Source organism: Cnuibacter sp. UC19_7 (genome assembly GCF_042699995.1).
GTDB lineage: Bacteria > Actinomycetota > Actinomycetes > Actinomycetales > Microbacteriaceae > Cnuibacter.
The window spans coordinates 1,594,187-1,618,392 of record NZ_CP170560.1; the positions used below are offsets into that span (position 1 = coordinate 1,594,187).

25 protein-coding genes and 1 pseudogene are annotated in these 24,206 nt (G+C 71.2%); 14 read left to right on the plus strand and 12 right to left on the minus strand.

The features are described 5' to 3' along the window. Positions 1-22: 22 nt before the first annotated feature. Complete coding sequence (locus tag ACFJGV_RS07450) at positions 23-985, minus strand: Ku protein (protein ID WP_378148002.1); 963 nt, start codon at positions 983-985, stop codon at positions 23-25. 85 nt (positions 986-1,070) lie between these two features. Between ACFJGV_RS07450 and ACFJGV_RS07455 the strand changes: the two are divergent. The 4 genes and pseudogenes from ACFJGV_RS07455 to ACFJGV_RS07470 all read left to right on the plus strand — a co-directional run bounded on the left by ACFJGV_RS07455 (position 1,071) and on the right by ACFJGV_RS07470 (position 6,546). Further along, positions 1,071-3,663, plus strand: a pseudogene (locus ACFJGV_RS07455) (ATP-dependent DNA ligase). A 203-nt stretch (positions 3,664-3,866) separates the two neighbouring features. Continuing rightward, positions 3,867-3,992 carry a hypothetical protein gene (locus tag ACFJGV_RS07460; RefSeq protein ID WP_378148003.1) on the plus strand — a complete coding sequence of 42 codons (126 nt, stop codon included), beginning with the start codon at positions 3,867-3,869 and terminating at the stop codon, positions 3,990-3,992. Between the two features lie 140 nt (positions 3,993-4,132). Further along, positions 4,133-6,160, plus strand: a complete 2,028-nt coding sequence (locus ACFJGV_RS07465) for an APC family permease (RefSeq protein ID WP_378148005.1) — start codon at positions 4,133-4,135, stop codon at positions 6,158-6,160. Positions 6,161-6,348: 188 nt separating this feature from the next. Then, positions 6,349-6,546, plus strand: a complete 198-nt coding sequence (locus ACFJGV_RS07470; protein WP_378148006.1) for a DUF3073 domain-containing protein — start codon at positions 6,349-6,351, stop codon at positions 6,544-6,546. Between the two features lie 165 nt (positions 6,547-6,711). Here ACFJGV_RS07470 and ACFJGV_RS07475 read toward each other — a convergent pair whose 3' ends face one another. After that, the gene (locus ACFJGV_RS07475; RefSeq protein WP_378148008.1) at positions 6,712-7,131 is read right to left on the minus strand and encodes a hypothetical protein; all 420 of its coding nucleotides are present in this window, start codon (positions 7,129-7,131) and stop codon (positions 6,712-6,714) included. An 88-nt stretch (positions 7,132-7,219) separates the two neighbouring features. Between ACFJGV_RS07475 and ACFJGV_RS07480 the strand changes: the two genes are divergently transcribed. Next, a complete protein-coding gene (locus ACFJGV_RS07480; RefSeq protein ID WP_378148009.1) occupies positions 7,220-7,789 on the plus strand; it encodes an NUDIX domain-containing protein in 570 nt (189 codons plus the stop codon). Positions 7,790-7,991: 202 nt separating this feature from the next. On the opposite strand, the gene ACFJGV_RS07485 is transcribed toward ACFJGV_RS07480, so the two are convergent. Continuing rightward, positions 7,992-8,357 carry a sterol carrier family protein gene (locus ACFJGV_RS07485; RefSeq protein ID WP_378148011.1) on the minus strand — a complete coding sequence of 122 codons (366 nt, stop codon included), beginning with the start codon at positions 8,355-8,357 and terminating at the stop codon, positions 7,992-7,994. A gap of 77 nt (positions 8,358-8,434) precedes the next feature. Here ACFJGV_RS07485 and purD point away from each other — a divergent pair, with 77 nt between their 5' ends. From purD to ACFJGV_RS07505, 4 genes are all read left to right on the plus strand, one after another. Next, a complete protein-coding gene (gene purD, locus ACFJGV_RS07490) occupies positions 8,435-9,793 on the plus strand; it encodes a phosphoribosylamine--glycine ligase (protein ID WP_378148013.1) in 1,359 nt (452 codons plus the stop codon). Continuing rightward, entirely contained in the window at positions 9,790-10,749 is a 960-nt protein-coding gene (locus ACFJGV_RS07495; protein ID WP_378148015.1) for a phosphoribosylaminoimidazolesuccinocarboxamide synthase, read from the plus strand. The genes purD and ACFJGV_RS07495 overlap by 4 nt, the downstream gene beginning before the upstream one ends. Positions 10,750-10,813: 64 nt before the next feature. Further along, a complete protein-coding gene (locus tag ACFJGV_RS07500) occupies positions 10,814-11,530 on the plus strand; it encodes an alpha/beta fold hydrolase (protein ID WP_378148017.1) in 717 nt (238 codons plus the stop codon). 100 nt (positions 11,531-11,630) lie between these two features. Then, positions 11,631-12,419 carry a DUF4239 domain-containing protein gene (locus ACFJGV_RS07505; RefSeq protein WP_378148019.1) on the plus strand — a complete coding sequence of 263 codons (789 nt, stop codon included), beginning with the start codon at positions 11,631-11,633 and terminating at the stop codon, positions 12,417-12,419. Positions 12,420-12,447: 28 nt separating this feature from the next. Here ACFJGV_RS07505 and ACFJGV_RS07510 read toward each other — a convergent pair whose 3' ends face one another. Next, complete coding sequence (locus ACFJGV_RS07510; RefSeq protein ID WP_378148020.1) at positions 12,448-13,356, minus strand: polysaccharide deacetylase family protein; 909 nt, start codon at positions 13,354-13,356, stop codon at positions 12,448-12,450. Positions 13,357-13,487: 131 nt separating this feature from the next. Beyond that, complete coding sequence (locus ACFJGV_RS07515; protein ID WP_378148021.1) at positions 13,488-16,148, minus strand: LuxR C-terminal-related transcriptional regulator; 2,661 nt, start codon at positions 16,146-16,148, stop codon at positions 13,488-13,490. 47 nt (positions 16,149-16,195) lie between these two features. Between ACFJGV_RS07515 and ACFJGV_RS07520 the strand changes: the two genes are divergently transcribed. Then, on the plus strand, positions 16,196-16,897 hold the full coding sequence (locus tag ACFJGV_RS07520; RefSeq protein ID WP_378148023.1) for a cyclodeaminase/cyclohydrolase family protein: 702 nt from the start codon (positions 16,196-16,198) through the stop codon (positions 16,895-16,897). Positions 16,898-17,018: 121 nt separating this feature from the next. Here the strand turns inward: ACFJGV_RS07520 and ACFJGV_RS07525 are convergent, their stop codons facing one another. The 6 genes from ACFJGV_RS07525 to ACFJGV_RS07550 form a co-directional block, all read right to left on the minus strand. Next, positions 17,019-18,068: an isopenicillin N synthase family dioxygenase gene (locus ACFJGV_RS07525; protein ID WP_378148025.1), complete on the minus strand. Its 1,050-nt coding sequence runs from the start codon at positions 18,066-18,068 to the stop codon at positions 17,019-17,021. Positions 18,069-18,102: 34 nt separating this feature from the next. Then, entirely contained in the window at positions 18,103-18,372 is a 270-nt protein-coding gene (locus ACFJGV_RS07530; protein WP_378148026.1) for a response regulator, read from the minus strand. A 38-nt stretch (positions 18,373-18,410) separates the two neighbouring features. Further along, the gene (locus ACFJGV_RS07535) at positions 18,411-18,752 is read right to left on the minus strand and encodes a hypothetical protein (RefSeq protein WP_378148028.1); all 342 of its coding nucleotides are present in this window, start codon (positions 18,750-18,752) and stop codon (positions 18,411-18,413) included. Positions 18,753-18,838: 86 nt separating this feature from the next. Then, positions 18,839-19,942 carry a phosphoribosylformylglycinamidine cyclo-ligase gene (gene purM / locus ACFJGV_RS07540; protein ID WP_378148030.1) on the minus strand — a complete coding sequence of 368 codons (1,104 nt, stop codon included), beginning with the start codon at positions 19,940-19,942 and terminating at the stop codon, positions 18,839-18,841. Between the two features lie 37 nt (positions 19,943-19,979). Further along, on the minus strand, positions 19,980-20,306 hold the full coding sequence (locus ACFJGV_RS07545; RefSeq protein ID WP_378148031.1) for a hypothetical protein: 327 nt from the start codon (positions 20,304-20,306) through the stop codon (positions 19,980-19,982). Between the two features lie 46 nt (positions 20,307-20,352). Beyond that, positions 20,353-20,700, minus strand: coding sequence for a VOC family protein (locus ACFJGV_RS07550; protein WP_378148033.1), 348 nt, complete (start codon positions 20,698-20,700; stop codon positions 20,353-20,355). An 89-nt stretch (positions 20,701-20,789) separates the two neighbouring features. Between ACFJGV_RS07550 and ACFJGV_RS07555 the strand changes: the two genes are divergently transcribed. Beyond that, positions 20,790-21,116: an ATP-dependent DNA ligase gene (locus ACFJGV_RS07555; protein WP_378148034.1), complete on the plus strand. Its 327-nt coding sequence runs from the start codon at positions 20,790-20,792 to the stop codon at positions 21,114-21,116. Then, complete coding sequence (locus ACFJGV_RS07560) at positions 21,113-21,382, plus strand: hypothetical protein (RefSeq protein WP_378148036.1); 270 nt, start codon at positions 21,113-21,115, stop codon at positions 21,380-21,382. The genes ACFJGV_RS07555 and ACFJGV_RS07560 overlap by 4 nt, the downstream gene beginning before the upstream one ends. A 10-nt stretch (positions 21,383-21,392) precedes the next feature. Here the strand turns inward: ACFJGV_RS07560 and ACFJGV_RS07565 are convergent, their stop codons facing one another. Next, positions 21,393-21,938 (minus strand): acyl-CoA thioesterase, encoded by a 546-nt coding sequence (locus ACFJGV_RS07565; RefSeq protein ID WP_378148037.1) that lies wholly within the window; start codon positions 21,936-21,938, stop codon positions 21,393-21,395. Positions 21,939-22,166: 228 nt separating this feature from the next. Between ACFJGV_RS07565 and purF the strand changes: the two genes are divergently transcribed. Both purF and ACFJGV_RS07575 read left to right on the plus strand, forming a co-directional pair. Beyond that, positions 22,167-23,624: an amidophosphoribosyltransferase gene (gene purF / locus ACFJGV_RS07570; RefSeq protein WP_378148038.1), complete on the plus strand. Its 1,458-nt coding sequence runs from the start codon at positions 22,167-22,169 to the stop codon at positions 23,622-23,624. Further along, complete coding sequence (locus tag ACFJGV_RS07575; RefSeq protein WP_378148039.1) at positions 23,621-24,115, plus strand: nucleoside deaminase; 495 nt, start codon at positions 23,621-23,623, stop codon at positions 24,113-24,115. The genes purF and ACFJGV_RS07575 overlap by 4 nt, the downstream gene beginning before the upstream one ends. Positions 24,116-24,206: the final 91 nt, after the last annotated feature.

The following is a 24,206-nucleotide window of genomic DNA, read 5'->3' on the forward strand; positions in this document are numbered from 1 at the left end:
CAGGGGAGCACGGTGACGCGGCTCAGGAGGCCTTCGAGCTCTTGCGCGCGGCGGGCTTCTTCGCTGGGGATGAACCGGAGGAGGCGGACTTGGCGGCGGCCGGCTTCTTCGCCGTCGTCGCCTTCGCGGGCGCCTTCTTCGCCGTCGCCGACTTCGCCGGAGCCTTCTTCGCAGGCGCGGACTTCTCGCCGCCCTTCGCCCCGCGGCTCTTGTCGACCGAGCGGCGCAGCGCCTCCATCAGGTCGAGCACCTCGCCGCCCTCGTCCTCGTCGCCGACACGCCCGAAGGTCTCGTCGGTGTCGACGGAGTCGCCCTGGTCGAGCTTCGCCTCGATGAGGGTGCGCAGCTGCTCCTGGTACTCGTCGGTGAACTTCTCGGGCTCGAAGTCGCTCGAGAACTGGTCGACGAGAGACATCGCCATGTCGAGCTCACGGCTGGACACGCGGGTGGTCTCGTCGAGTGCGGGGAAGTTCGCCTCGCGGATCTCGTCGGCCCACAGCAGCCCCTGCAGCACGAGCACGTCGTCGACCACGCGCAGTGCGCCGAGACGCGTCTTCTGCCGCAGAGCGAACTGCACGATCGCGGTGCGGTCGGTGGTCTCGAGCGTCTTGCGCAGCAGCGCGTACGCCTTCGGCGACGAGGAGTCGGGCTCGAGGTAGTACGACTTCTCGAACATGATCGGGTCGACCTGGTCGCTCGGCACGAACTCGACGACCTCGATCTCGCGGCTCTTCTCCTCGGGCAACGACGCGATGTCGTCCTTCGTGAGGATGACCGTGCGGTCGCCGTCGTCGTAGGCCTTGACGATGTGCTGGTACTCCACGACCTCGCCGTCGATCTCGCAGACCCGCTGGTACCGGATGCGCCCGCCGTCCTCGTCGTGCACCTGGTGCAGCGAGACGTCGTGGTCCTCGGTGGCGGAGTAGAGCTTCACGGGCACGTTGACCAGCCCGAACGTGATGGCGCCCTTCCAGATGGATCGCATGTCCCATTCAACCGCGCACCGGCCCCGTCCCGCCACGGGGTCCGAGCCCCCTGGTCGTCGCGGGAGGGACGCGCGAATATGGAGCATGGCCCCGAAGAAGGACGAGCAGGTGGTCGGCGTCGGCGGGCACCGGCTCAAGATCACGAATCTCGACAAGGTGCTCTACCCCGAGACCGGGACGACGAAGGGCGACGTGCTGCGGTACTACTCGCAGATCGCCCCTTTCCTCATCCCGCACGCGCGCAACCGGCCGGCCACGCGCAAGCGGTGGGTGAACGGAGTGGGGACGCCCGCGGATCCGGGGTCGGTGTTCTTCCAGAAGGACCTCGACGCCGGCACGCCCGACTGGGTCAAGCGCGTCGAGATCGAGCACTCCGAGGGGCCGAAGACGTACCCCCTCGTCAACGACGAGGCGACCCTGGTCTGGCTCGCCCAGATCGCCGCGCTCGAGGTGCACGTGCCCCAGTGGCGGGTGGATGCGCACGGCCGCCGCAAGAACCCCCGACCGGTTCGTGATCGACCTCGACCCCGGCGAGGGCGCGGGCCTGCCCGAGTGCGTGGAGGTCGCGAAGCGGGCCCGGCGGATCCTCACCGACATGGGGCTCGACCCTGTGCCGGTGACGAGCGGCAGCAAGGGCATCCACCTCTACGCCGCACTCGACGGGACTCAGACCTCCGACCAGGTGTCGGCCGTCGCCCACGAGCTGGCGCGCGCGCTCGAGGCCGACGACCCCGACCTCGTGGTCAGCGACATGAAGAAGTCGCTTCGCACCGGCCGGGTGCTCGTCGACTGGAGCCAGAACAACGCGAACAAGACCACCATCTGCCCCTACTCGCTGCGCGGACGCCTCCGGCCCACGGTCGCCGTGCCGCGCACGTGGCGCGAGCTGGCCTCGAAGGACCTCCGCCACCTCGAGCTCGACGAGGTGCTGACGCGGATGCGGCGACGCGCCGATCCACTCGCCGAGAGCGCCGACGCACCCGGCTCGGTCGAGGCGCCGGGCGGCGTGTGGCACTCGGACCGCGGGGCCGACGAGCAGCCCGAGGCACATCCTGATGAGCCCGACCGGCTGACCGTCTACCGGTCGAAGCGCGACGCCGCGAAGACCCCTGAGCCGGTGCCCGAGGCGTCGCCCGCCGACACGGGCGGGCGGTCGTTCGTGATCCAGGAGCACCACGCCTCGCGGCTGCACTGGGACTTCCGGCTCGAACACGACGGGGTCCTGGTCTCGTGGGCGCTGCCGAAGGGCGTGCCCACGGACGCGGGGGTGAACCACCTCGCTGTGATGACGGAGGACCATCCGCTCGAGTACGGCACCTTCGAGGGCACCATCCCCGAGGGCGAGTACGGCGGCGGCACCGTCACCATCTGGGACTTCGGCACGTACGACCTCGAGAAGTGGCGCGACGACGAGGTGATCGCCACGCTCCACGGCCAGCCGTCGGGGGGTCTGGGCGAGGCGCGCAGGGTGGCGCTCATCCGCACCGGCGGCCGTGGCGGCAAGGACCCGAAGAACTGGCTGATCCACCTCATGAAGGACCAGCACAGCGTGGACTGGGACGACCCCGCGTCGGTCACCGCGTCGAAGGAGCGCACGCGCGGCAAGGACGGCGGCGCGAAGCGCGACGGCGACGGTCCCGCAGCGAAGCGCGCCGCGAGCACGGCGAAGCGCGCGACCGCACCCGCCGCTCACCGCGACCTCTTCGACCGCACGCGCATCCCTTCGCCCATGCTCGCCACCCTCGGCCAGGCCACCGACATCCGCGACGAGGACGAGTGGGCGTTCGAGATGAAGTGGGACGGCATCCGAGCCCTGGTGCTCGCCGACCACGGCAGGGTCGCGCTCGTCACCCGCAACGGCAACGACGTGACCGCCGCGTACCCGGAGCTCGTCGAGGAGCTCGCGGCGGCGACCGCCGACCGCGAACTGCTCCTCGACGCCGAGGTGGTGGCGCTGGATGCGAAGGGCCGCCCCAGCTTCGGCCGCCTCCAGCAGCGGATGGGCCTGAGCAAGCCGCGCGAGGTCGAGGCGGCCGCGAAGCGGGTCCGCGTCGACCTGATGGTGTTCGACCTGCTCGAGGAGGACGGCGAGCCCCTCGTCGACGAGCCCTACGACGAGAGGCGGCGGCGCCTTGAGGACGCGCTGCCGGCCTCCGCGGGCCGACTGCACGTGCCGCCGGCCTTCGACGGCGACCTCGAGCACGCCCTCACCTCGAGCCGCGAGCTGGGCCTCGAGGGCGTGATGGCGAAGCGCCGTGCCAGCACGTACACGGCCCGCCGCACCCGCGACTGGATCAAGCTCAAGCACCATCTCGCTCAGGAGGTCGTGATCGGCGGCTGGCGTCCCGGCAACGGTCGCCGGGCGTCGCAGGTGGGGTCGCTGCTGCTCGGCGTCCCGGATGCGGACGGCGCGCTCCAGTACGTCGGCCGCGTCGGCACCGGGTTCACCGATCGCCAGCTCACCGACATCGCGGCGAAGCTCGCGCCGCTCCAGCGCAAGACCTCGCCCTTCGCCGACGTGCCCCGCCCCGACACGCGCGACGCGCAGTGGGTGACGCCGAAGCTGGTGGGGGAGGTCGAGTTCGCGGAGTGGACCGGAGACGGCCGCCTGCGCCAACCGTCCTGGCGCGGGTGGCGCATCGACAAGGATCCCTCGGACGTCGTCCGTGAGGGGTGACCCGGCGTCCATCCGGTGTGACGCCGGCGCGGACGGCCACCACCCGGCTCTGCGACGACGACTCCTGCACAGGGACGTCTCATCCGCACGGATGTGCACAGTCGTCGCGACCCCTTCTGCCCCACCCCAGGGTGGTGGTAGCTTCGCGAACGAACCGACCGGAGTGGACAACGCCGGCGTGGACATCGAGGAGGATCCCAGGCATGAGCGACGAGAAGCGCCCGCAGGAGCGCGAGGGCGAGTACACCGACACCGAGGCGGCCGACGTCAACGTCCCCGAGCCCGAGCACGGCGAGTACACCGACAGCGAGATCCCCGAGGACGAGTAGAACCGACCGCATCCTTCGCACTCGCTGTGAGGCCGCCGCATTGAGCGTGAGAACACGCTCCGCGGCGGTCTCATATCGTCTCGACATCATGCACTCGCACCGACTTGACACGCCTAACCCCGTGAGTAGTGTTCTCGATCGTGGTTAATGAGACCCGTTCAGCAAAACGCTGGTTGATCGGAGATCCGCTCCCCAGCGACAAGCTGGAAGGGCAGCTCCTCTCCAAGCGCCTGGCCCTCCCGATCTTCGCCAGCGACGCCCTGTCGTCCGTGGCGTACGCGCCGCAGGAGCTCCTGATGATCCTGCTGGTCGGCGGGCTCGCCTTCCTGTCGTTCGCGCCGTGGGTGGCGGCGGCCGTCGTGCTGCTGCTCGTGGTCGTGATGCTGTCGTACCGGCAGCTCGTGAAGGCGTACCCCTCCGGCGGCGGCGACTACGAGGTCGCGCACCGCAACCTCGGCGAGAAGGCCGGGCTCATCGTCGCCTCCGCCCTGCTCGTCGACTACGTGCTCACGGTGGCGGTGTCGGTCGCCTCCGGCGTCGACAACATCATCTCGGCGCTGCCGTTCCTGAACCCCTGGCGGGTCGAGCTGGCGATCGGCTTCGTCGTGCTGCTGATGGCGGTGAACCTGCGCGGAGTGCGCGAGTCGAGCAAGGCATTCGCCATCCCGACCTACGTCTTCATCGCCAGCGTCGCGCTCATGATCGTGGTCGGACTGTCCCGTGTGGCCCTCGGCGACGCTCCCGTGGCCGAGAGCGCGCAGTTCGGCGTGCAGGCCGAGAGCATCGGCCAGGCGGCGGTGATCCTCCTGCTGCTGCGGGCGTTCTCGAGCGGGTGCTCCGCCCTCACGGGCGTCGAGGCCGTCTCGAACGGTGTGCCCGCGTTCCGAACCCCGAAGGTGAAGAACGCGCAGGCCACCCTGGTCGCGATGGGCAGCATCGCCATCTTCCTGTTCGCCGGTCTCACCGCCGTCGCCCTCATCGCGAACGTTCACTACGCCGAGGACGCCTGCCACCTCATCGGCTTCGCCGACTGCGCCACCACCCCGCAGCGCAGCCTCATGGCGCAGGTCGCGGCCGCCGTGTTCGGCAACAACTCCGTGCTGTTCTTCATCATCCAGGCGGCGACGGCGGCCGTGCTGCTCCTCGCGGCCAACACCGCGTTCAACGGCTTCCCGCTGCTCGGCTCGGTGCTCGCGAAGGACTCCTACGCCCCCAAGGCGCTGCTCACCCGCGGCGACCGTCTCGTCTTCTCGAACGGCATGATCATCCTCGCGGCGGCCGCATCGCTGATCCTGCTGGTGTACCAGGCGAACCTCACCCAGCTCATCCAGCTGTACATCATCGGCGTCTTCGTGTCGTTCACCCTCGGCCAGACCGGCATGGTCCGGCACTGGCTGCGGATGCTGCGCGAGGGCTGCACCGATCGGTCCGCCGTCATCCGCGGCCTCGTCATCAACGCCGTCGGCGCCGTGTTCACCGCCACGGTGCTCATCGTCGTGACGATCACGAAGTTCACTCACGGCGCGTGGCTGGTCTTCGCGATCATGCCGGTGCTGTGGTTCCTCATGCTCGGCGTGAACCGCTACTACCGCGACGTGACGAAGGAGGTCGAGGTCGACCCGACCACCACGTTCGGCGCCAGCGGCGACCACGCCATCGTGCTCGTCGGGAAGATGCAGAAGCCCGTGCTCAAGGCCCTCGACTACGCCATCGCGGCGCGGCACGACTCGATCGAGGCGGTGCACATGGCCGTCGACGACGAGCAGACGTCGCAGCTCGAGGCCGACTGGCGGTCGATGAACATCGATGTCCCGCTCAACATCATCGAGTCGCCGTATCGCGACGTGGCCGACCCGCTGTGCTCCTACATCGCGAAGCACCGCGCGGAGCACGGCTCCGAGGTCGTCACGGTCTACACCCCGATCTACATCGTGGGCCACTGGTGGGAGACGGTCCTGCACAACCACAAGGCCCGGCGCATCCGCAAGAAGCTGATGCTCGTGCACGGCGTCACCGTCGCGCTCGTGCCGTGGCTGCTCGACTCGTCCGAGGTGCTGTACGGTCGGCGCTCACGCCCCCTCCCCGGACAGGAGCGTCGCGGCGAGCCCGTCCGCCCCGTCAAGCGGGCTCAGCACCAGGCCGAGCCGGTGCACCGCCGCTCGCGCTGAGCGGCTCGTCGGGGGCGTTCGCACGGCCCCGGTCGCGCTGCGCCTTCACTCGGTTGCTGAGCGCCAGCCGAGAGCGTCGGCGCGCCCAGGCGGGGGGATGCCATCGTGCTAAACTCGTCCGAGTCTTCGTTGATAATTCATCTCCTTCCGGGGCGTCGATCCCCGGCCAGAACCTGAGGGGGTCTCGCATGGGGCGTGGCCGTCAAAAAGCAAAGCACACCAAGGTCGCTCGTGAGCTGAAGTACTACAGCCCCGAGACGAACTACTCCGAACTGGAGCGTGAGCTGACGAGCAAGTCGTCGGATGAGCCCGACTACTCGAAGTGGATCGACGACGAAGACGACGAGCTCGACCCCTTCCAGGCCGGCGAGCAGAAGCGCGCCTGAGCGCGCCCGTCACACGCTGCTCATCACGGCTTGCGCGCGTGCTGAGCAGCGTCCTCGGCTGACTCCCGTCGGCGCTCTCCTGCGCTCGTCGCGTGGCAGCCAACGCTCGTCGCGTAGCATCGCTTCGCGCCCTGCGTCCGCTGGTCGCGTCGCGGCCTCGGCTCGCTAGCCGCGGGCTTCGCCTGATTCGCTCGACGGGGTCGCGTCCGCGGCGACCGCGGGGGCGTCCTCCTGCGTCACCGCCGGGGCGGCAGCGGCATGGGCCTGCGCCGCCGCCACCTCCTCGTGGCCGTCGATGTGCTCGACCTCGACCACCCGTGCACGACGACGGCTCGCGGCGTCGATGAGGAGCGCCACCAGCGCACCCACCGCGGCGCCGACCGGCACCACGAAGAGCGCCAGGAGGCCCGCCACCTGCCAGCGGGGGAAATCGGGCTGCTCCGGGAACATCCACGTCACCCCCAGCGTCACGAGTCCGCCGAGCAGCAGCCCGAGGATGATGAAGCGGTAGTACCGCGGCGCGCGCCGCACCTGCACCGCCTGCCTCGTCTCGAGACCGGATGCGGGGGGCCGTTCGCTGCTCACCCCACCATTCTCGCTCACTCCCCTGGGCATGGGGTCCGTGTCCTGTGTCCACACGGGATGCGCCGGGTGCGCGGGGCAGTATGGGTCCATGGCGGAGCGCAGCGCGGGTCTGATGGTGTGGCGGCGGTCGCCGCTGGCGCGGGTTGCGCCCGCGCAGAGCGCCGGCGAGGCCTCGGAGGCCTCCCCGCAGCTGCCGGCGGGCGGAACCCGCGACACCGGCACGGCCGGCCCGCTCGAGGTCTGGATCGCGCACATGGGCGGTCCGTTCTGGGCGAGGAAGGACGCGCGGGCGTGGACGATCCCGAAGGGCCTGTACTCCCCCGACGAGGAGCCGCTCGCCGCCGCGCTGCGCGAGTTCGGCGAGGAGACGGGCCTGCCCGCACCGCGACCCGCGGGCGGGGAGGCGTACGAGGAGCTCGGCGAGTTCCGGCAGCGCTCGGGCAAGATCGTGACGGCGTTCGCCGTCGAGGCGCCCGACTTCGACCCGCCCGCCGTCACGAGCAACACCTTCCCCCTGGAGTGGCCGCCTCGCTCGGGCCGCACCATCGAGGTGCCGGAGGTCGACCGCGCCGAGTGGACCCCGCTCCCGCTCGCCCGCGAACGCCTCGTCGCGGGCCAGGTCCCCGTCCTCGACGCCCTCCTCGCCCTGCACCCCTGACCCTCATCACGGAACAGGCCAAGGCGATGGCCCTGAGGGCGTCGGTTGCCCGTATTCCGTGATGAGCGACGGCGTCAGCCCCGGCTACGGTCCGATGACGTCACCTCGACACCGAATTCGGCACACCGGTGGCCGAGAGGAGGTCGCTGCGACACATTCGGTGTCGAAGCGACGATGACCGCGACAGCGTCCGCGTCCGCCCCTAGGGGAGGCGGAGGGGGAGGTACGCGGAGAGGTCCGCGCGCTGGCCGGAGGCGGTGGCGCGGGCGGCCGCGACCGCGTCGGCCCAGGCGAGCCGGCCGGTGGCGAGCTCGAGCCAGGTGCGCGCATCCGTCTCGATCACGTTGGGCGGCGTGCCCCGCGTGTGGCCGGGGCCGTCTATGCACTGCACCGCGCCGAAGGGCGGCACCCTCACCTCGACCGACTTGCCGGGCGCGAAGTCGGACAGCACCTGGAGGGTGAAGCGCACGGCGGTGGCGCGGGCGTCGCGAGAGGCGCCGTCGAAGTCGGACGTGGTCGCCGCGAGCGCCGCGGCCCCCGCGGCGTCGTCGATCCGTGCTCGTGCCATATCTCAACGCTAGACCCGCGCGCCGCGGCGGGCTCCGCCGGAGGAGCAGCGGCGGCGGGCTCGCTAGGCTGGTCGCCGTGAAGATCCTCGTCCTCGGCTCGGGCGCGCGCGAGCACGCCATCATCACCGCCCTGCTGCGCGAGAACGAGGCGCACCGCGACGATCCCGCGGTCGGCCGCATCCCCCACGAGATCATCGCCGCGCCGGGCAACGCGGGCACGCAGGCGGATGTGGAGACGCTGCGCGACCTCGACGAGAACGACCCGCAGGCGGTGACGAACCTGGCGATCGCGCGCGGCATCCAGCTGGTCGTCGTGGGTCCGGAGGCGCCGCTCGTCGCGGGTGTCGCCGATGAGCTGCGCACGCGCGGCATCCCCGTCTTCGGGCCGGGCAAGCAGGCCGCCGCCCTCGAGGGCAGCAAGTCCTTCGCGAAGACGATCATGGACGCCGCGGGTGTGCCCACGGGCCGCGCGCGCACCGTGGCCACCAAGGCCGACTCCGAGCGCACGCTCGACGAGTTCGGCGCCCCCTACGTGGTGAAGGCCGACGGGCTCGCCGCAGGCAAGGGCGTCCTCGTCACCACCGACCGCGCCGCGGCGCAGGCCCACGCCGACCACTGGCTGCAGCACGGCGAGGTGGTGGTCGAGGAGTTCCTCGACGGACCGGAGGTGTCGCTGTTCGTGCTGAGCGACGGGCACCACGTCGCTCCGCTCGCCCCGGCGCAGGACTACAAGCGCCTCGGCGACGGCGACGAGGGGCCGAACACCGGCGGAATGGGCGCCTACTCGCCGCTGCCCTGGCTCGCCGAGCGCTTCGGCAGCGAGAAGGCGTTCGTCGACGAGGTGGTCGAGACCATCGCGCGCCCCACCGTGCTGGAGCTCGAGCGGGCCGGCACCCCGTTCATCGGACTGCTCTACTGCGGCCTCATCGTGACGGAGGCGGGCATCCGCGTCATCGAGTTCAACGCCCGCTTCGGCGACCCGGAGACGCAGGTCGTGCTCCCCCGCCTCACCACTCCGCTCAGCGAGCTGCTCCACGCCGCCGCTACCGGCACGCTCGGCCAGGTGCCGGATCCTGAGTTCTCGGACGACGTGGCCGTCACGGTCGTCGTCGCGAGCGAGGCGTATCCCGCGTCGCCGGTGACGGGGCGTGTGGTGTCGGGTCTCGATCAGGCGGCGGATGTGGAGGGCGTGTCGATCATGCACGCCGCCACCCGACGCGAGACGGAGGGCGCGACCGCGGGTCAGGTCATCGCGACGGGCGGACGGGTGCTCTCCGTGGTCGCGACGGGCGCCGACTTCGGCACCGCGCGTGATCGTGTGTACGCCGCCGTCGACCAGATCGGGCTCGAGGGATCGCAGCACCGCACCGACATCGCGGCGCGGGTGGCCGAGCCGGACGGCGCCTCCGCCCAGAACGAGGGGAGCCGGGCATGACCTCGACCCCCGCGACCGCGGTCGACCTGCCCGGATGGCGCCACGTCTACAGCGGCAAGGTCCGGGACCTCTACGTGCCGTCAACGGACCAGGCGCCCAAGACGCCCGAGGCGTCCGAGGCGCCCGAGGCATCCGAGGCGGACGGCGGCGCCCCCGCTGACGGCGCCATGCTCATCGTCGCGAGCGACCGGGTGAGCGCGTTCGACCACGTGCTCGAGCCGGGAATCCACGGCAAGGGCGCCGTGCTCACGCAGCTGAGCCGCTGGTGGTTCGACCAGCTCGCCGTGCCCGACCACCGCGTGGCCGAGACGGGCGCGCTCCCGCCGGTGCCTGCGGACGTCTCCGAGCGGGCCATGATCGTGCGCTCGCTCGACATGTTCCCCGTCGAGTGCGTGGTGCGGGGCTACCTCTCGGGCAGCGGCTGGAAGGAGTACCAGACCACGCAGAGCGTCTGCGGCGTGGCGCTCCCCGCCGGTCTCGCCGACGGCGACCGTCTGCCGACCCCGATCTACACGCCCGCCTACAAGGCGCCTCTAGGGGAGCACGACGAGAACATCACCTTCGAGCGCACCGTCGAGCTCGTCGGCGCCGACGCCGCGGAGGCTCTCCGCGACCTCTCGCTCTCGGTGTACGCCCGTGCCGCCGCGGTGGCCGAGTCGCACGGGGTGATCCTCGCCGACACGAAGTTCGAGTTCGGGCGCGACACGTCCGGCGAGATCGTGCTCGCCGACGAGGTGCTCACGAGCGACTCGAGCCGCTACTGGGATGCCGCCGAGTACGCCGCGGGCCGGCGCGGGGTGAGCTTCGACAAGCAGATCGTGCGCGACTGGCTGGCGGCGAACTGGGACGGATCGGGCGTGCCGCCCCGCCTCCCGCACGAGATCGTGGAGCGCACGGCGGCCCGCTACCGCGAGCTCTTCGAGCTGCTCACGTCGACACCGGCGCCCCGCGACTGAGCCCGGCGCCCGCGGCCACGTCGGGTCGGGGCGGATGTCGGAGGGCGGCGCTATCGTCTCGCCCATGAACGTGATCCTGGTTCCCGGCTTCTGGCTCAGCGGCGCCTCATGGGGCGAGGTGGTGCCCGCACTCCTCGACGCGGGCCACACGGTGCACACGCCCACCCTGCGGGGGCTCGAGTCGATCGACGCCGATCGACGTGAGATCGGCCTCGCCGAGCACGTGCAGCAGATCGTCGACCTCGTCGACGATCTCGACGAAGCCGACGAGGTCGACGATCCGGTGGTGCTCGTCGGCCACTCCGGTGGGGGCGCCGTCGTGCACTCGGTGGCCGATCTGCGGCCCAAGCGCATCCGCCGTGTGATCTACGTCGACAGCGGACCGCAGCCCGACGGCGTGCCCGTGAACCCGTCGCTGGCGGGCGACGAGACGGGTGTGCCCCTGCCGCCGTGGACCGAGTTCGACGAGAGCGACCTGGGCGACCTCACCGCCGGGCAGCTCGAGCGCTTCCGCGAGACCGCGGTACCCACACCCTGGGGCGCGGCGAACGACGGTCCGCGACTCACCGACGAGCGGCGGTTCGACGTGCCGATCACGATCGTCGGCACCACCTTCACCCGCGACGAGATCGAGCAGGCCATCGCGGCAGGGGTGCCGTACTTCGCCGAGGTGCCGCGCATCCGCGACGTCACCGTCGTCGAGCTGCCCACCGGGCACTGGCCCCAGTTCACCCGTCCCGCCGAGCTGGGGCGGATCCTCGCCGATGAGGCGGCTCGCTGACGCCCCACCTCAGAGCAGCAGACGGGCGACCAACAGGCGTCGGAGCCGGTGCATCGAGCGGATGCTCGGCCGCGGGCCCGGGTGCCGCTAACGTCGACCCATGTGGTTCTACGACCTGCCCGTGTGGCTGTCGCTGCCGGGCTTCGTCCTCGGGTTCCTGCTGCTCTCGTGGGCGATCCTGCTGGTGCTGCGGCGCTGGGTGCTGCGGGTGTCGAAGGGCAACGCGGAGTGGGACCGCATCCTCGGCTACGCGATGGCCACGTACGGCGTGTTCTACGGCGTGACCGTCGCGCTCATCGCGGCGGGCGCGTACGCGAACTTCACGTCGGTCGACACGCTCGTGCTGCACGAGTCGTCGTCGCTGGCCGTGCTGTACCGGGATGCGTCGGGCTTCCCCGCGCCGACGGCCGAAGACCTCCATGTCGCGATCCGCGACTACACGCGCTTCGTGATCGACACCGACTGGCCGCAGCAGGCGCAGGGCATCGTGCCGGAGGACTCCGCCGACGAGGTGACCCGCATCCAGACCGTGCTGTTCGGGTTCGAGCCGACCACCCAGGCTCAGGCCTCGTTGCAGCAGGAGGCGATCGCGCAGTTCAACGACTTCGTCGAGGCGCGGCGGTCCCGCATCTCCGCCACGACGCTCGCGCTGCCCGCCATGATGTGGATCGTCGTCGGTGTGGGCGCCATCCTCAACGCCGTGCTCGTGGGCTTGATCGAGGTGCGGAACCTCCGTGTGCACGTCATCATGGCCGGCCTGATCGCGGTGTTCGTCGCGCTCCTCATCTTCACGATCGCCGGCTTCGACCATCCGTACGCGGGAGCGATCAGCATCACGCCCGAGTACTTCGAGGACCTGCTGCAGGGCGTGCTCGCGAAGCAGCGCTGACCGCGGAGGAGCGGCGCGCGGGCGAGCGTCAGCGCATGCTGCGGCTCATCTCCGGCGGGAACGTCGAGAACCAGTGGCGAGCGATGTCGATCCGCCGGGCCACCCACACCCGCTCGTGGGCGAGCACGTGGTCGAGGAAGCGGGCGACGGCTCCGGATCGTGCCGGATGCCCCGACAGCCGCGGATGCAGGTGCACGGTGAGCATCCCCGGCGCCCGCTCCCCCTCGGCGTACATCGTGTCGAAGGCGTCGCGGAGGTGCGTGAACGCGTGCTCGCCGGTGGCCCAGCGCCCCGTCGCGTAGGCGGCGTCGTCGTTCGCGAGCGTGTGGGGGATGACGAGGTGACGCCGTCCGGCGGCTTCCGTCCAGTACGGCAGCTCGTCGTCGTACGCGTCGGAGTCGTAGAGGAACCCGTTCTCCGCCAGGATCTCGCGGGTCCGCTCGCTCGGCGCGTACCGCGAGAGCCACCCCTGCGGCGTCTCGCCCCACGTCGAGCGGAAGCTCGCGAGCGCGAGCCCCAGCTGCTCCCTCTCGCTCTCCTCGTCGAGGAGGTACTGCCGGGTGTGGCGCCAGCCGTGGCCGAGGAGGTCGTACCCGGCGAAGCGCGAGTGCACAGCGATCTGCGGGTTCCGCTCCAGCGCCATCGCGCACGCGGCGATGGTCGCGGGCACGCCGCGCTCCTCGAGCAGCCGCTGCAGGCGCCAGAACCCCACACGGCTGCCGTACGCCATCGCCGACTCCGCTGTCAGGTCGCGCCCGGGCACCTCGTCCCCGGCCCCGCCCACATCCGTGAGCGGCGCCTCGCTCTGCTCGAACCCGTCGAGCAGCGACTCCTCCGCCCCCTCCTCGACGGCGATGGTGATGTTCACCGCCACCCGCGCGTCGCCGGGCCAGAGCGGATTCGGGCGGTTGCGTCCGTAGCCGACGAGGTCGCGCATCCTGTGGTCTCCTTCGGGGTCTCAGGTTCACCACACGGGTGATCTCTGCGGCATGGGTCGTGCCGCACCCGAGACGGTCATGAGGGCGACATGACAGGTCCCGGGGGCTCGCTCCATGCTGCCAGAACGGGCTAGGCGTCCTCCACCAGCGCCCGCGGCGCTCCGACCAGCGCCTCTGCGAGCTCGCCCCGACGACGGATCCCGAGCTTCTGGTACACCCGCAGCAGATGCGTCTCCACGGTGCGAATGGAGAGCACGAGCCTCTCGGAGATCTCGCGGTTGCTCAACCCCACCGCAGCGAGGTCTGCGATCTCCCCTTCACGGACCGAGAGCGGCCTGACACGTCGTTCCGGTACCAGGAGGATCCTGTCGATCCCGCAGATGCGCATCTGCTCGTCGCGGCGTCGGGCCGCCGCCGCGGCCTCTCGTTCACGTCCGGACGCCGTGTATGCCTGCACCGAGTGCGCGAACGCCTCGGCGGCGAGGGGGTGAAGACCCATCGACAGTGCGTCGCGCGCGACGGCCTCGAACTCGATGCCGGAGTCCGGGACAGCGTCTCTGTCGGCCTGCGCGAGCGCCTCGACGAACCTCAGGGCGAACACGGCGAAGGGGCCCTCGATCCTCGCCGACAGTGCCCGCATGCGTTCGAGCACGGCTCTCGCGGCGCCGCACCGTGCCGCCTCGAAGAGGGTGACGAAGACGCCGATCGTCATGTCGCTCTTCTCGCAGATGCCGGCTGCCGCGATGAAGAGCCGCGCCGCCTCGACACGATCGCCCGCGGATGCTGCCAGCCATCCTCGTGCCTGCTCCAGCGTGGAGGCGGCCAGCGGCGGGCCGCCGGGTGTCTTGGCGAGCTCGATCTCGTTGGGGAGGATGACCGCGGTGCCGTCGTCGTGCCGACCGGCCACCGCGAGAGCGGAGGCGAGCTCGGATCGGGCCATCAACGCGAGGGTGGTCACGCCCGCGACCTCGAGGTGGTCGACAGAACGCCGGAACTCGACGACGGCGCTCGAGGTGCTCCCCGTCATGAGGAGCAGCCACCCGAGCATGTGACCGCACGTTCCCAGCGCGGCCGGGTGGTGGAACGACCGATCCGACGCCATGAAGCCGCGGAGCATGGCGATCGACTCCTGGGCGCGGCCCTGGAAGAACAGCATGTCGGCCCGAAGCATCTGCACCATCGAGGCATCCTCCCCGGCGGCTCGGAGCATGGCCTCTGCGTGTTCGAGATGACCGTCGGCACTGGAGAAGCGACCGTTCAGCACCCGCGCCGTCCCGATGACGTAGTGCGCGTGAGCGAGCCCCGCGCCCTCCAGCCGGTCGATGCCCCTCTCCACCAGTGAAGCCCCGCCGACCACATCGCCGAGCGCGTGGAGCAGGAAGCCCCGAAGCACTCCGCGTTCCACCTCGTCCGGCTGCGCCTCGGGATAGCCACGGAGCCCTGGCGCCTCGATCCGGGTGTCGAAGGTGAGACGCAGCAGGGCGACCACTGCACCCATGCGCTCGGCGTCGTCCTTGGCGCGGGGGATCAGACCCTCCAGGAGGAGCCGCGCCTGCTCGACCTCGCCCACCTCGATCTTCGCGGCGGCGAGCAGCATCTCGGCGTCGAAGCCCCCGCCCGAGTCGACGGCCGCCTGAGCGACGCGAAGCGAGCGCGCCCTGTCCGCCGCCCGCAGCGAGGCACGGGCGGCGGCGACCAGGATCTCCGGCGCGCCGCTCCGCTCGACGCTCGACTCCTGCGCCGCGAGATGCAGCAGCTCGCCCCTGGACAGCTCGGCGACCGGGGACATCCGGAGGCGCGGCCCGATCAGTCCTTCGAGACGTCGCCTGCGCAGGCTGCCCAGCGACCAGTAGAGCACCTGCTGCACGGCGCCGTCACACACGTGCAGGTGCACGTCCTCCGCGCTCGTCACGGCGGTGATGACGCCGGCGGTCTCCAGCCTCTCGAGCACGCCAGCCGGATCGGCCACACCGAGGTCGCGCAGCGTGTGCTCGACCCGTCCGACTTCCAGCTCCGGCACGAGGGAGAGCAGATCCAGGGTCCAGGCGATCTCCCCGGGATCTCCCGCGACGCCGTCCGCGACAGCCCACGCGCGTTCCCGGAGTTGCCCGTCGGCCAGGGCGCCTGCCACCGGCTCGGGATCGACGCGGAGCCCCGCCTGCCCCTCCTCGCCACGCAGGCGACTCACGGCGTCGACCAGGAGATCGAGATCGCTCACCCTGTGCATCGGGACGAGCCTCGCCCACTCCGGGTCGCCGAGCGTCCCGCCGAACCGCGACCGGATCGCCTCCAGGACCTGGGAGGGGGCCATCGCGGGAAGCGTGATCGAGACGAGTCGCCCTGCCATCTCGGCCTGGCGGAGATCGGGCGCCACCAGACGCCCCGTGGTCGACACGAGGATCGGGAGCCCCGCGGCGACGTCGTCACCGGTACCCTCTCCTCTCATCGCGACCACGACATCCGGCCCCAGACCGCGCAGTGCGGCGGCGATGAGCGGCGAGGACCCCGCCCGTGAACGACCGACCAGGAGGACCCCCTTGCCCGCGGTCAGCGCGCTCTGGATGGCGGCGACGGCTCGCGACTCCTCGGGAGTCGAGGGATCGACGCCACCGGGGACCTGGCCACCGCCCGGCGCGTCCGCTGTGCCCCCCACTGATCTCCCGTCTGTCGTGCGATCCACCCCCGATCGGATCACCTCGTGCTGTGAGTGCGTCTTTCTTACTACGGACGAATCCTCAGGGGAAGAGCGGAGCCTGCGACCGTGGACGAACCGGGGGATGCGGGCCGACATGCGGTTCGGTCATCGCGCTGGGGCCGCCGACAGGGTTGGATGTGGTCATGGCCGACGACATGGTCACCACTCGAGACTCCTCCCTCACCGACTGGCTCGACCGGCTCGCCGGATCGAACGGCGATCCCGGTGGCGGGGCTGCGGCGGGCCTCATGCTCGCCGTGTCGGCCGCGCTGACCTCGATGGTGGCGGGGTACGAGGGGCGGACCGCCGAGCGGCGCGCCTCCTCGGGTTCCGGCGAAAGGGATCAGCGCATCCCCCTCGGGGTGCGTCGCGCGGAACGGCTCCGCGAGCGTGCGGTTGAGCGTCGGCACGCGGCGCTCGAGGCCGCGGATGCGGACGCGGTCGCCTCACGGCAGCTCGGCACCGCCCTGCGGATGCGATCGGGCGCGGACCGCGACGCGGCGGTGCGTGACGCCTCGGTGGCGGCGACGGAGTCGTCGGTCGCCCTGGGCGACCTCGTCCTCGCTTCGCTCGACGACGTGGCGGCCATCGCCGGCGCCTCCGACGACGTGCTCATCGCCGACGTCGCCGTGGCGGTCGCGGCGGCGCGCGCCGCGCTGGCGGGGGCCCGGGCGAACGCCGGCTCCGACCTCGCCGACCTGGAGCGGCACGGCGCCTCGCCAGACGACGTCGAGGCGCGGCACGCCGACCTCGTCGCCGCGCTCGCGCGGTTCGACGAGGGGCTCGAGCGGCTCTCCGAGCTCGAGGACTCCCTCGCGCCACGTCTGTCCCCGCCGGCCGCCTGACGTCACCGTGGAGGATGCAGGGGCTCAGGCCCTTCGTCCATAGATGGGGCTCGAGGGCTCTCAGCCCCTGCGTTTTCCACGCCACCGGCCCGCAGCCCGCGGGGCAGGGGCGGGGCGAGGGTCAGCTGCCGGCGGCGAGCACCCGCGCCGTCTCGCGGCCGGCGGCGTTGCGCACGCCCGCGCGCGAGCCCGCCAGCTTCGCGGCGATGTGCTCGCCGACCGTGACGGGGTCGTAGAGGTTCGGATGCGCCTCGTCGACGCAGGAGGGCAGAGTCGCGATCACGGCCTCGACATCGCCGTCGTGGAAGAAGGCCGCGGAGCGACGGCGCTGGATGGTGCCGTCGACGATCGGCGGCTTCACGCGGTGGAGCGTCGACATCCAGCGGTCGTTGGTCCAGCGGCCGGTGAGGTCACCGAGGTTGACGAGGAGGGCGTCGTCGGCGGGCTGCACGTCGTGCCATCTGCCGTCGGAGCCGAGCACCTGGAGGCCGGCCACCTGATCCGCCCACAGCACTGTGACGATGCCGTAGTCGGTGTGCTCCCCCATCCCGGTGAGGTCGCCGTCGAGGTCGACGGTGCCGGGCGGGAGGGCGTAGTTGTTCATGCGCAGCACGTCGAGGGAGTGCGTGGTGAAGGCGTCGAAGAAGCCCTCCGGCAGGCCCAGTGCATCCGCGAAGATCGTCGTGAGGGTCTCGGCGACGCGTCTCGCCTCGACGAAGTACGCCTGCACACGCGGCTCGAACGTGGGCACGCGGTCGGGCCACGTGTTGGGCGAGTAGTCCGCCTCGTCGATGACGCCGGCCGCGGCGGCCTCGGGGTAGTCGGCGGTGGAGGCGCCGACGTTGAAGGCCTCGAAGAAGTCGTTCATCCGGCTGGCCGACTCGACGCCGAGGCTCAGGCTCAGACTCTCCGACTTCGGCGGCGCGTAGCCGCGGTTGACGCCGGGCGGCGTGCGGTACTCCTTCTTCTGCTCGAGCGGCAGGGCGAAGAAGTCGTCCATCGCGGAGGCCAGCCCGGCCTGCGTCTCGCGCGGGATGCCGTGACCGAGGATCTGGATGAAGCCCACCGTCCGGCACGCGGCATCGATGGCTCGGGCCACCGCGGCCCTCTCATCGGCCGATCCGCCCTGCACGTACGCGGTGATGTCGACCGCGGGAACCTCGAACGTCATGCGCCGAGGCTACGCGCGGCGCGTTTCCGTGGTGTTACCGGCCCTCGACGTCGTCGGTGTCGACACCCGACTGGATGCGGTCGCCGGCCTGGTTGTACTGGTCCTCCACGAGGATCTGGGTGGCCTCGTTGAAGGAGTAGTGGGCGGTGGCGGGGCCGTCGTCGTCGGACACCGACTGCAGGTGGTACACGACCTGGCCCTCGCTGTAGGGCAGCACGAGCTCCTCGGGGGCACCCTCCTCGAGGGGGATGGTCTGCGCGTCGAGGGGGCCGCCGGTGAGGTGGGCAAGCTTGGGAGTGCTCATCCCCTCAGCCTACTGAGGATGCGCGACACCCGCCGGGGTCAGCGTCGGGCGATGTGGGCGATCGCCGCCGCGGCGGTCTCGGGCCAGCGGTCTGAGCGGTCGAGCGGGATGGCGACCCAGTCCTTGAAGGCGCGTCCGCTCAGGCCGGGGTCGAACAGGTCGGCGCCCTCGATCGCGAGCGCGGCGGCATGCTCGGGCGTCGAAGCTCCGAGCGTGAAGCCGACCGCGTCGTGGCTGAGGGCGGCGAACATCCGGCCGCCGAGCTTCAGGATCGGCCGGCCCATCATCATGCCGCGCTCGACCGGCGCGCCGCCGTCGATGAGCTCGTCGGCGAGGCGCGCGAACTCGCTCACCGCCTCGTCGGAGTTGAACCGCCCCACGGCCCGATCATCCCACGGCCGAGCCGCAGAGGGTGAGGCGGATGCGGACGGGTCACGCGGAGGGGTCGAAGGCCGGACGGCTCGCGTCAGGCGGGGTATGCCCCGGTGAGCCGCACGGCCCCGCCGTCGACGCCCTTGGCGCCCTGCTCGAAGTCGGCGTCGGGCAACGGCGCGGTCGACACCTCGCCGACGGCCCAGCTGCGGATGCCCTCCGCCGCGAGCGCCGCCGTCACGGCCTGCGCCTCCGCGGCGTCGACCACGGCGAAGAACCCGATGCCGAGGTTCCAGGTGGGCTCGGCGTCGGCGAGCGACGTGCCGGCCCACTCCGACAGCACCCGGAACACGGGGGCGGGCGACCAGGTGGAGCGGTCGAGCTCGGCCCACGATCCGCGCGGGAGCACGCGCGCCAGGTTCGCCGCGATGCCACCTCCGGTCACGTGGGAGAGTGCGTGGATGCCGGCGCCAGCGGGCGACGCGAGCACCCGCACGAGGGGGCCGGTGTAGAGCCGCGTGGGCTCGAGGAGCGCGTCGCCGAGGGTGTCGTAGGAGGGCAGCTCGGGCACCGCATCCGTGTAGGAGACCCCGCGGTCGGACACGATCTTCCGCACGAGCGAGTAGCCGTTGGAGTGCAGGCCCGACGACTCGAGCGCCAGCACCAGGTCGCCGTGCCGCACGCGGTCGGCGCCGAGCAGCGCATCCGCCTCGACCGCGCCGACGGCCGCGCCCGCGACGTCGTAGTCGTCGGGCGCCATGAGGCCCGGGTGCTCGGCGGTCTCGCCGCCGACGAGCGCCGTTCCGGTCTCGGCGCAGGCGCGGGCGATGCCGCCCACGATCGCCGCGATGCGCTCAGGGACCACGTGGCCGCAGGCGATGTAGTCGGTCATGAACAGCGGCCGTGCTCCCACCACCACGATGTCGTCGACCACCATGCCGACGAGGTCCTGTCCGATCGTGTCGTGGCGGTCGAGCGCCTGGGCGATGGCGATCTTGGTGCCGACCCCGTCGGTCGAGGTGGCGAGCAGCGGGCGCGTGAAGTCGCGCAGCGCGGAGACGTCGAAGAGGCCCGCGAAGCCGCCCACGCCGCCCAGCACCTCGGAGCCGTGCGTGCGCTGCACCGCCGCCTTCATCAGCTCCACGGCGCGGTCACCCGCGTGCGTGTCGACCCCGGCCTCGGCGTAGCTGCTGCTCATGCCACCCATTCTCGCGGATGAGCGGCGCCCGCCGCGATCACACCTCCGGGCCGAGGTCGGGCAGCGCCTCGTCGTCGGGCAGCACCCGGGCGGGCCCGTAGCGGACCGATCGCCGCTGCAGATCGCCGAGGAAGTCGGCCACGTCGGGCTCGGCCACGTCGGTGTCGATCGGCTCGGCGATGATCTGGCTCGCCGGCCCGATCACCGCGCGCCGCCTCCCCGCGGCGCCGTTCATCTCGACCACGGGGAGGACCAGCTGCTGCGCCTCGCCGTGCTGCGCGACCAGCGCCGCGAAGTCGAGGAGGGCGATGGCCGCCTCATCGGCCATCCGGAAGGACTCGTTGGCGAAGCTGACCCGGTGCATGCTCCCACCCAACGCCGTCGCGCCGAGTATGCAACCCCCCTTTGCGCTACCGCGCGGCGAGCACGCAGAACTCATTGCCCTCGGGGTCTGCCAGCACCACCCACGGCACGTCGTGCTGCCCGATGTCGACACGGCTCGCGCCGAGCGCGAGGAACCGGTCGACCTCCGCCGTCTGATCGTCGGGCACGAAGTCGAGGTGCAGACGGTTCTTGCCGACCTTCTCCTCGTCGACTCGGCCGAAGAACAGGGTCGGGTGCGCGCCCTCCGCGGGCGCGATCTCGAAGTCCTCGTCACCCCGCCCCACCTCGACCCACCCCAGAGCCTCGAGCCACCATTCCCCCAAGGCGATCGGATCGCGCGAGTCGACGACGACTTCCTCCCAATGCAGCGCCATGCGCACATCGTAGGACGACGTGCTCCTTGCGGCTCGGGGAGACCGGCATAGGGTTGCGAGCATCGACGACCCGGAGGGCCGATCCCGCCATGGGCAAGTTCACATACGACTCCACGCTCACCGTCGACTTCGACGACCGCACCCTCGCGCACCTCCAGCTCGTCATCGGCGCGAAGCTCCGGCGCGGGGAGTCGTTCTTCTTCTCGTGGAAGGACCCGGTCGAGATCGGAGACGGCCGCAGCATCCTGTGGCTCTACCCGACCGTGCCCGTGTACTTCAAGTTCTCCGGCGGACGCGCGCCGTCGATCAACCGCACGTGGATCGACGCGCTCATGACCACGGCCAACTCGCCCCAGGGACTGCAGGTGATCGCGGAGCCGCCGGAGCAGCCCGCGGAGGAGGGAGCGGATCTGTGAAGCGCATCCACATCGGCTACGACGGCGTGCTGTACACGGCCGGCGCCCGGGACTACGAGGCCCTGAAGCGCACGGTCGAGGAGGCGCACCGCACGGGGAGCGTCACATGGATCACCGTGAACCACGGGGAGGGACGCCCGCAGCCGGTCGAGCTGCTGATCGCCCCGGGCATCCCCGTCGCCCTGCACCCGGTCGCCGACGACGGAACCGACGACGACTCGGAGGGCGACCACCCCACGAGCCCTCAGCCCGACGACGCCGACTAGGTCGGCCGCCTCACCACTCGCTGGGGGCCGGTGACCTCGTCGACGGCAGCGCGGTGTCGTCGCCCCACCGACCGAGCCACTCCGGCATGCGCCCGTCGTCGGGTGCCGGGCCGGTGACGGCGACGAGGTCCTCCATCGGCACCACACCGCCGCTCTTGCGGAGGAACCGACCGCGGATCTGCGCCCGGGCCCACACGTCGCCGCCCACCACCACGCGCTGCTCGATGTACACCGACCGCTGCCCGTATCCGAGGAGGCGCGTCTCGACCTCGAAGCGCTGCCACAGGGTGAGCGAGCGGCGGAACGTGATCGTCTCGGCCGCCACCACGGGGTACCAGCCGCGGCGCTGGAGATCGCGCCACAGCCCGCTCCGCTGCAGGAAGTCGATGCGTGCGAGGTCGAGAACGGAGAAGTAGACGCCGTTGTTCATGTGCCTGTTGACGTCGAGGTCGGTGGGCAGCACGTGGAACGGCGTGCGGGTCACGTCCCAGACGCCCACGCGACGGCGGCGGGGCCCGAGGAGCAGCTGCAGCAGGGTGCGGAACAGGAAGTGCACGACCGCGATCGTAGAGAACCCACAGCATCCTGGCCCATGTTGTTGCGGATCTGCACAGCTCGGACCACCGCAGAGCCGCGACGGGGCGAGCCGATCCCACAATCCGCAGCACTCGCGGCAGCGGGTGACCGTCGAAAGGTCGCCTGAGAGCGACCATGCGGCGCAGACGGGCTCGTAGAGGCTCTCAGGCGACCTTTCGACGGCCACCCCGCCGGTAGACTGGGCGGAATGTGCGGCATCGTGGGCATCGTTTCGGCCGAGCCCGTCAATCAGTCGATCTACGACAGCCTCCTGCTGCTCCAGCACCGCGGTCAGGACTCGACGGGCATCGCCACCGCCGAGGGCAACATGTTCCACATGCACAAGGCCCGCGGGCAGGTGCGCGAGGCGTTCCGCACCCGCGACATGCGCAGCCTCCTGGGCACCATGGGCCTCGGGCACGTCCGCTACGCCACGCAGGGCAAGGCCTCCGCCGAGCAGGAGGCTCAGCCGTTCTACGTGAACGCGCCCTACGGCATCATCCTCGTGCACAACGGCAACCTGACGAACACCCGCGAGCTCACGCGCGAGCTGTTCGACATCGACCGCCGCCACCTCAACACGACCTCCGACACCGAGCTGCTGCTCAACATCCTCGCGAACGAGCTGCAGCAGCAGGTCACGGGTGTCGCCCTCGATCCCGACCAGATCTTCACCGCCGTCGAGCGGGTGCACGAGCGTGTCGAGGGCTCGTACGCCACCATCGCGATGATCGCCGGCCACGGGCTGCTCGCGTTCCGCGACCCGTACGGCATCCGCCCCCTGACCCTCGGCCGGCGGATGCTCGACAGCGGCTCCACCGAGTGGGTCGTCGCCTCCGAGTCCCTGGTGATGGAGAGCCTCGGCTACGAGATCGTGCGCGACGTCGAGCCCGGCGAGGCGATCTTCGTGGCGATGGACGGCGAGATGGTGTCGCGCCAGTGCGCGCCGCGGCACTCGCTCATCCCCTGCTCGTTCGAGTACGTCTACCTCGCCCGTCCCGACTCGGTGATGTCGGGCATCTCGGTGTACGAGGCCCGGCTCCGCCTCGGCAACCGCCTCGCCGACACGGTCGCCCGTTACACGCCGATGGGCGACATCGACGTCGTCATGCCCATCCCCGACTCGTCGCGCCCGGCCGCCATGCAGGTGGCCCAGAAGCTCGGGGTCGAGTACCGCGAGGGCTTCTACAAGAACCGCTACGTGGGCCGGACGTTCATCATGCCCGGGCAGGCGGCGCGCAAGAAGTCGGTGCGGCAGAAGCTCAACGCGATGTCGACCGAGTTCAAGGGCAAGAACATCCTCATCGTCGACGACTCGATCGTGCGCGGCACGACCTCGAAGGAGATCGTCGAGATGGCCCGTCAGGCCGGAGCGAACAAGGTGACGTTCGCCTCCGCCGCTCCCCCCGTGCGCTTCCCGCACGTGTACGGCATCAACATGCCGTCGCGCCACGAGCTGGTCGCTCACGACCGCAAGATCCCCGAGATCGCCGCGGCGCTGGGCGCCGACAACCTGATCTACCAGGAGGTCGCCGACATGGAGGCCGCCATCATCGAGGGGTCCTCGGTCGAGAGCCTCGAGATGAGCTGCTTCACCGGGGAGTACGTCACGGGCTCGGTGACCCCCGAGTACCTCGCCTGGGTCGAGGCGAACCAGCTCTCGTGACCGCGGACGCGGGCCTCTCCGACGCCGACCTCGCGCTGCTGCGCGAGAGCATCCGCGTCGCCGAGCGGTCGCGGGCGGCGGGCACGCATCCGTTCGGGGCTCTGGTGACGGATGCGTCGGGCGCGATCGTCGCGGAGGCCGGCAACGACTCCCTGCCGCCGGACGGCGACCCCACCCGGCACGCCGAGCTCGTCGCCGTGGCCGCCGCGTTCCGCGCGCTCGGCCCCGACGGCATGCACGGCACCACGCTGTACACGAGCGCCGAGCCCTGCGCGATGTGCTCCGGCGCGGTCTACTGGACGGGAGTGGACCGGGTGGTCTACGCACTCAGCGAGCGGCGGCTGCTCGAGCTGACGGGCGACCACCCCGAGAACCCCACGTTCTCGCTGCCCTGCCGCGAGGTGTTCGCTCGGGGGCAGCGCCCCATCGTGGTCTCCGGGCCGCATCTGGAGGACGAGGCCGCCGGGCCGCACGTCGGCTTCTGGACCTGACCCCGCCGAGGCGTCCCCCGGCGACCGTGGGGCAGTGTCCCTCAGACGGGGACACACGCACAAGCCCCTAGGGCTCCTTCACGCGCAGACG

Coding starts and splice junctions, on each gene's coding strand:
- ACFJGV_RS07450 (WP_378148002.1), bottom strand. CDS start 985: ATGCGATCCATCTGGAAGGGCGCCATCACGTTCGGGCTGGTCAACGTG.
- ACFJGV_RS07495 (WP_378148015.1), top strand. CDS start 9,790: ATGACCTCGACCCCCGCGACCGCGGTCGACCTGCCCGGATGGCGCCAC.
- purF (WP_378148038.1), top strand. CDS start 22,167: ATGTGCGGCATCGTGGGCATCGTTTCGGCCGAGCCCGTCAATCAGTCG.
- ACFJGV_RS07460 (WP_378148003.1), top strand. CDS start 3,867: ATGAGCGACGAGAAGCGCCCGCAGGAGCGCGAGGGCGAGTACACCGAC.
- ACFJGV_RS07515 (WP_378148021.1), bottom strand. CDS start 16,148: ATGTCGGCCCGCATCCCCCGGTTCGTCCACGGTCGCAGGCTCCGCTCT.
- ACFJGV_RS07500 (WP_378148017.1), top strand. CDS start 10,814: ATGAACGTGATCCTGGTTCCCGGCTTCTGGCTCAGCGGCGCCTCATGG.
- ACFJGV_RS07505 (WP_378148019.1), top strand. CDS start 11,631: ATGTGGTTCTACGACCTGCCCGTGTGGCTGTCGCTGCCGGGCTTCGTC.
- ACFJGV_RS07520 (WP_378148023.1), top strand. CDS start 16,196: ATGGCCGACGACATGGTCACCACTCGAGACTCCTCCCTCACCGACTGG.
- ACFJGV_RS07530 (WP_378148026.1), bottom strand. CDS start 18,372: ATGAGCACTCCCAAGCTTGCCCACCTCACCGGCGGCCCCCTCGACGCG.
- ACFJGV_RS07555 (WP_378148034.1), top strand. CDS start 20,790: ATGGGCAAGTTCACATACGACTCCACGCTCACCGTCGACTTCGACGAC.
- ACFJGV_RS07545 (WP_378148031.1), bottom strand. CDS start 20,306: ATGCACCGGGTCAGCTTCGCCAACGAGTCCTTCCGGATGGCCGATGAG.
- ACFJGV_RS07470 (WP_378148006.1), top strand. CDS start 6,349: ATGGGGCGTGGCCGTCAAAAAGCAAAGCACACCAAGGTCGCTCGTGAG.
- ACFJGV_RS07485 (WP_378148011.1), bottom strand. CDS start 8,357: ATGGCACGAGCACGGATCGACGACGCCGCGGGGGCCGCGGCGCTCGCG.
- ACFJGV_RS07480 (WP_378148009.1), top strand. CDS start 7,220: ATGGCGGAGCGCAGCGCGGGTCTGATGGTGTGGCGGCGGTCGCCGCTG.
- purM (WP_378148030.1), bottom strand. CDS start 19,942: ATGAGCAGCAGCTACGCCGAGGCCGGGGTCGACACGCACGCGGGTGAC.
- ACFJGV_RS07510 (WP_378148020.1), bottom strand. CDS start 13,356: ATGCGCGACCTCGTCGGCTACGGACGCAACCGCCCGAATCCGCTCTGG.
- ACFJGV_RS07525 (WP_378148025.1), bottom strand. CDS start 18,068: ATGACGTTCGAGGTTCCCGCGGTCGACATCACCGCGTACGTGCAGGGC.
- ACFJGV_RS07550 (WP_378148033.1), bottom strand. CDS start 20,700: ATGGCGCTGCATTGGGAGGAAGTCGTCGTCGACTCGCGCGATCCGATC.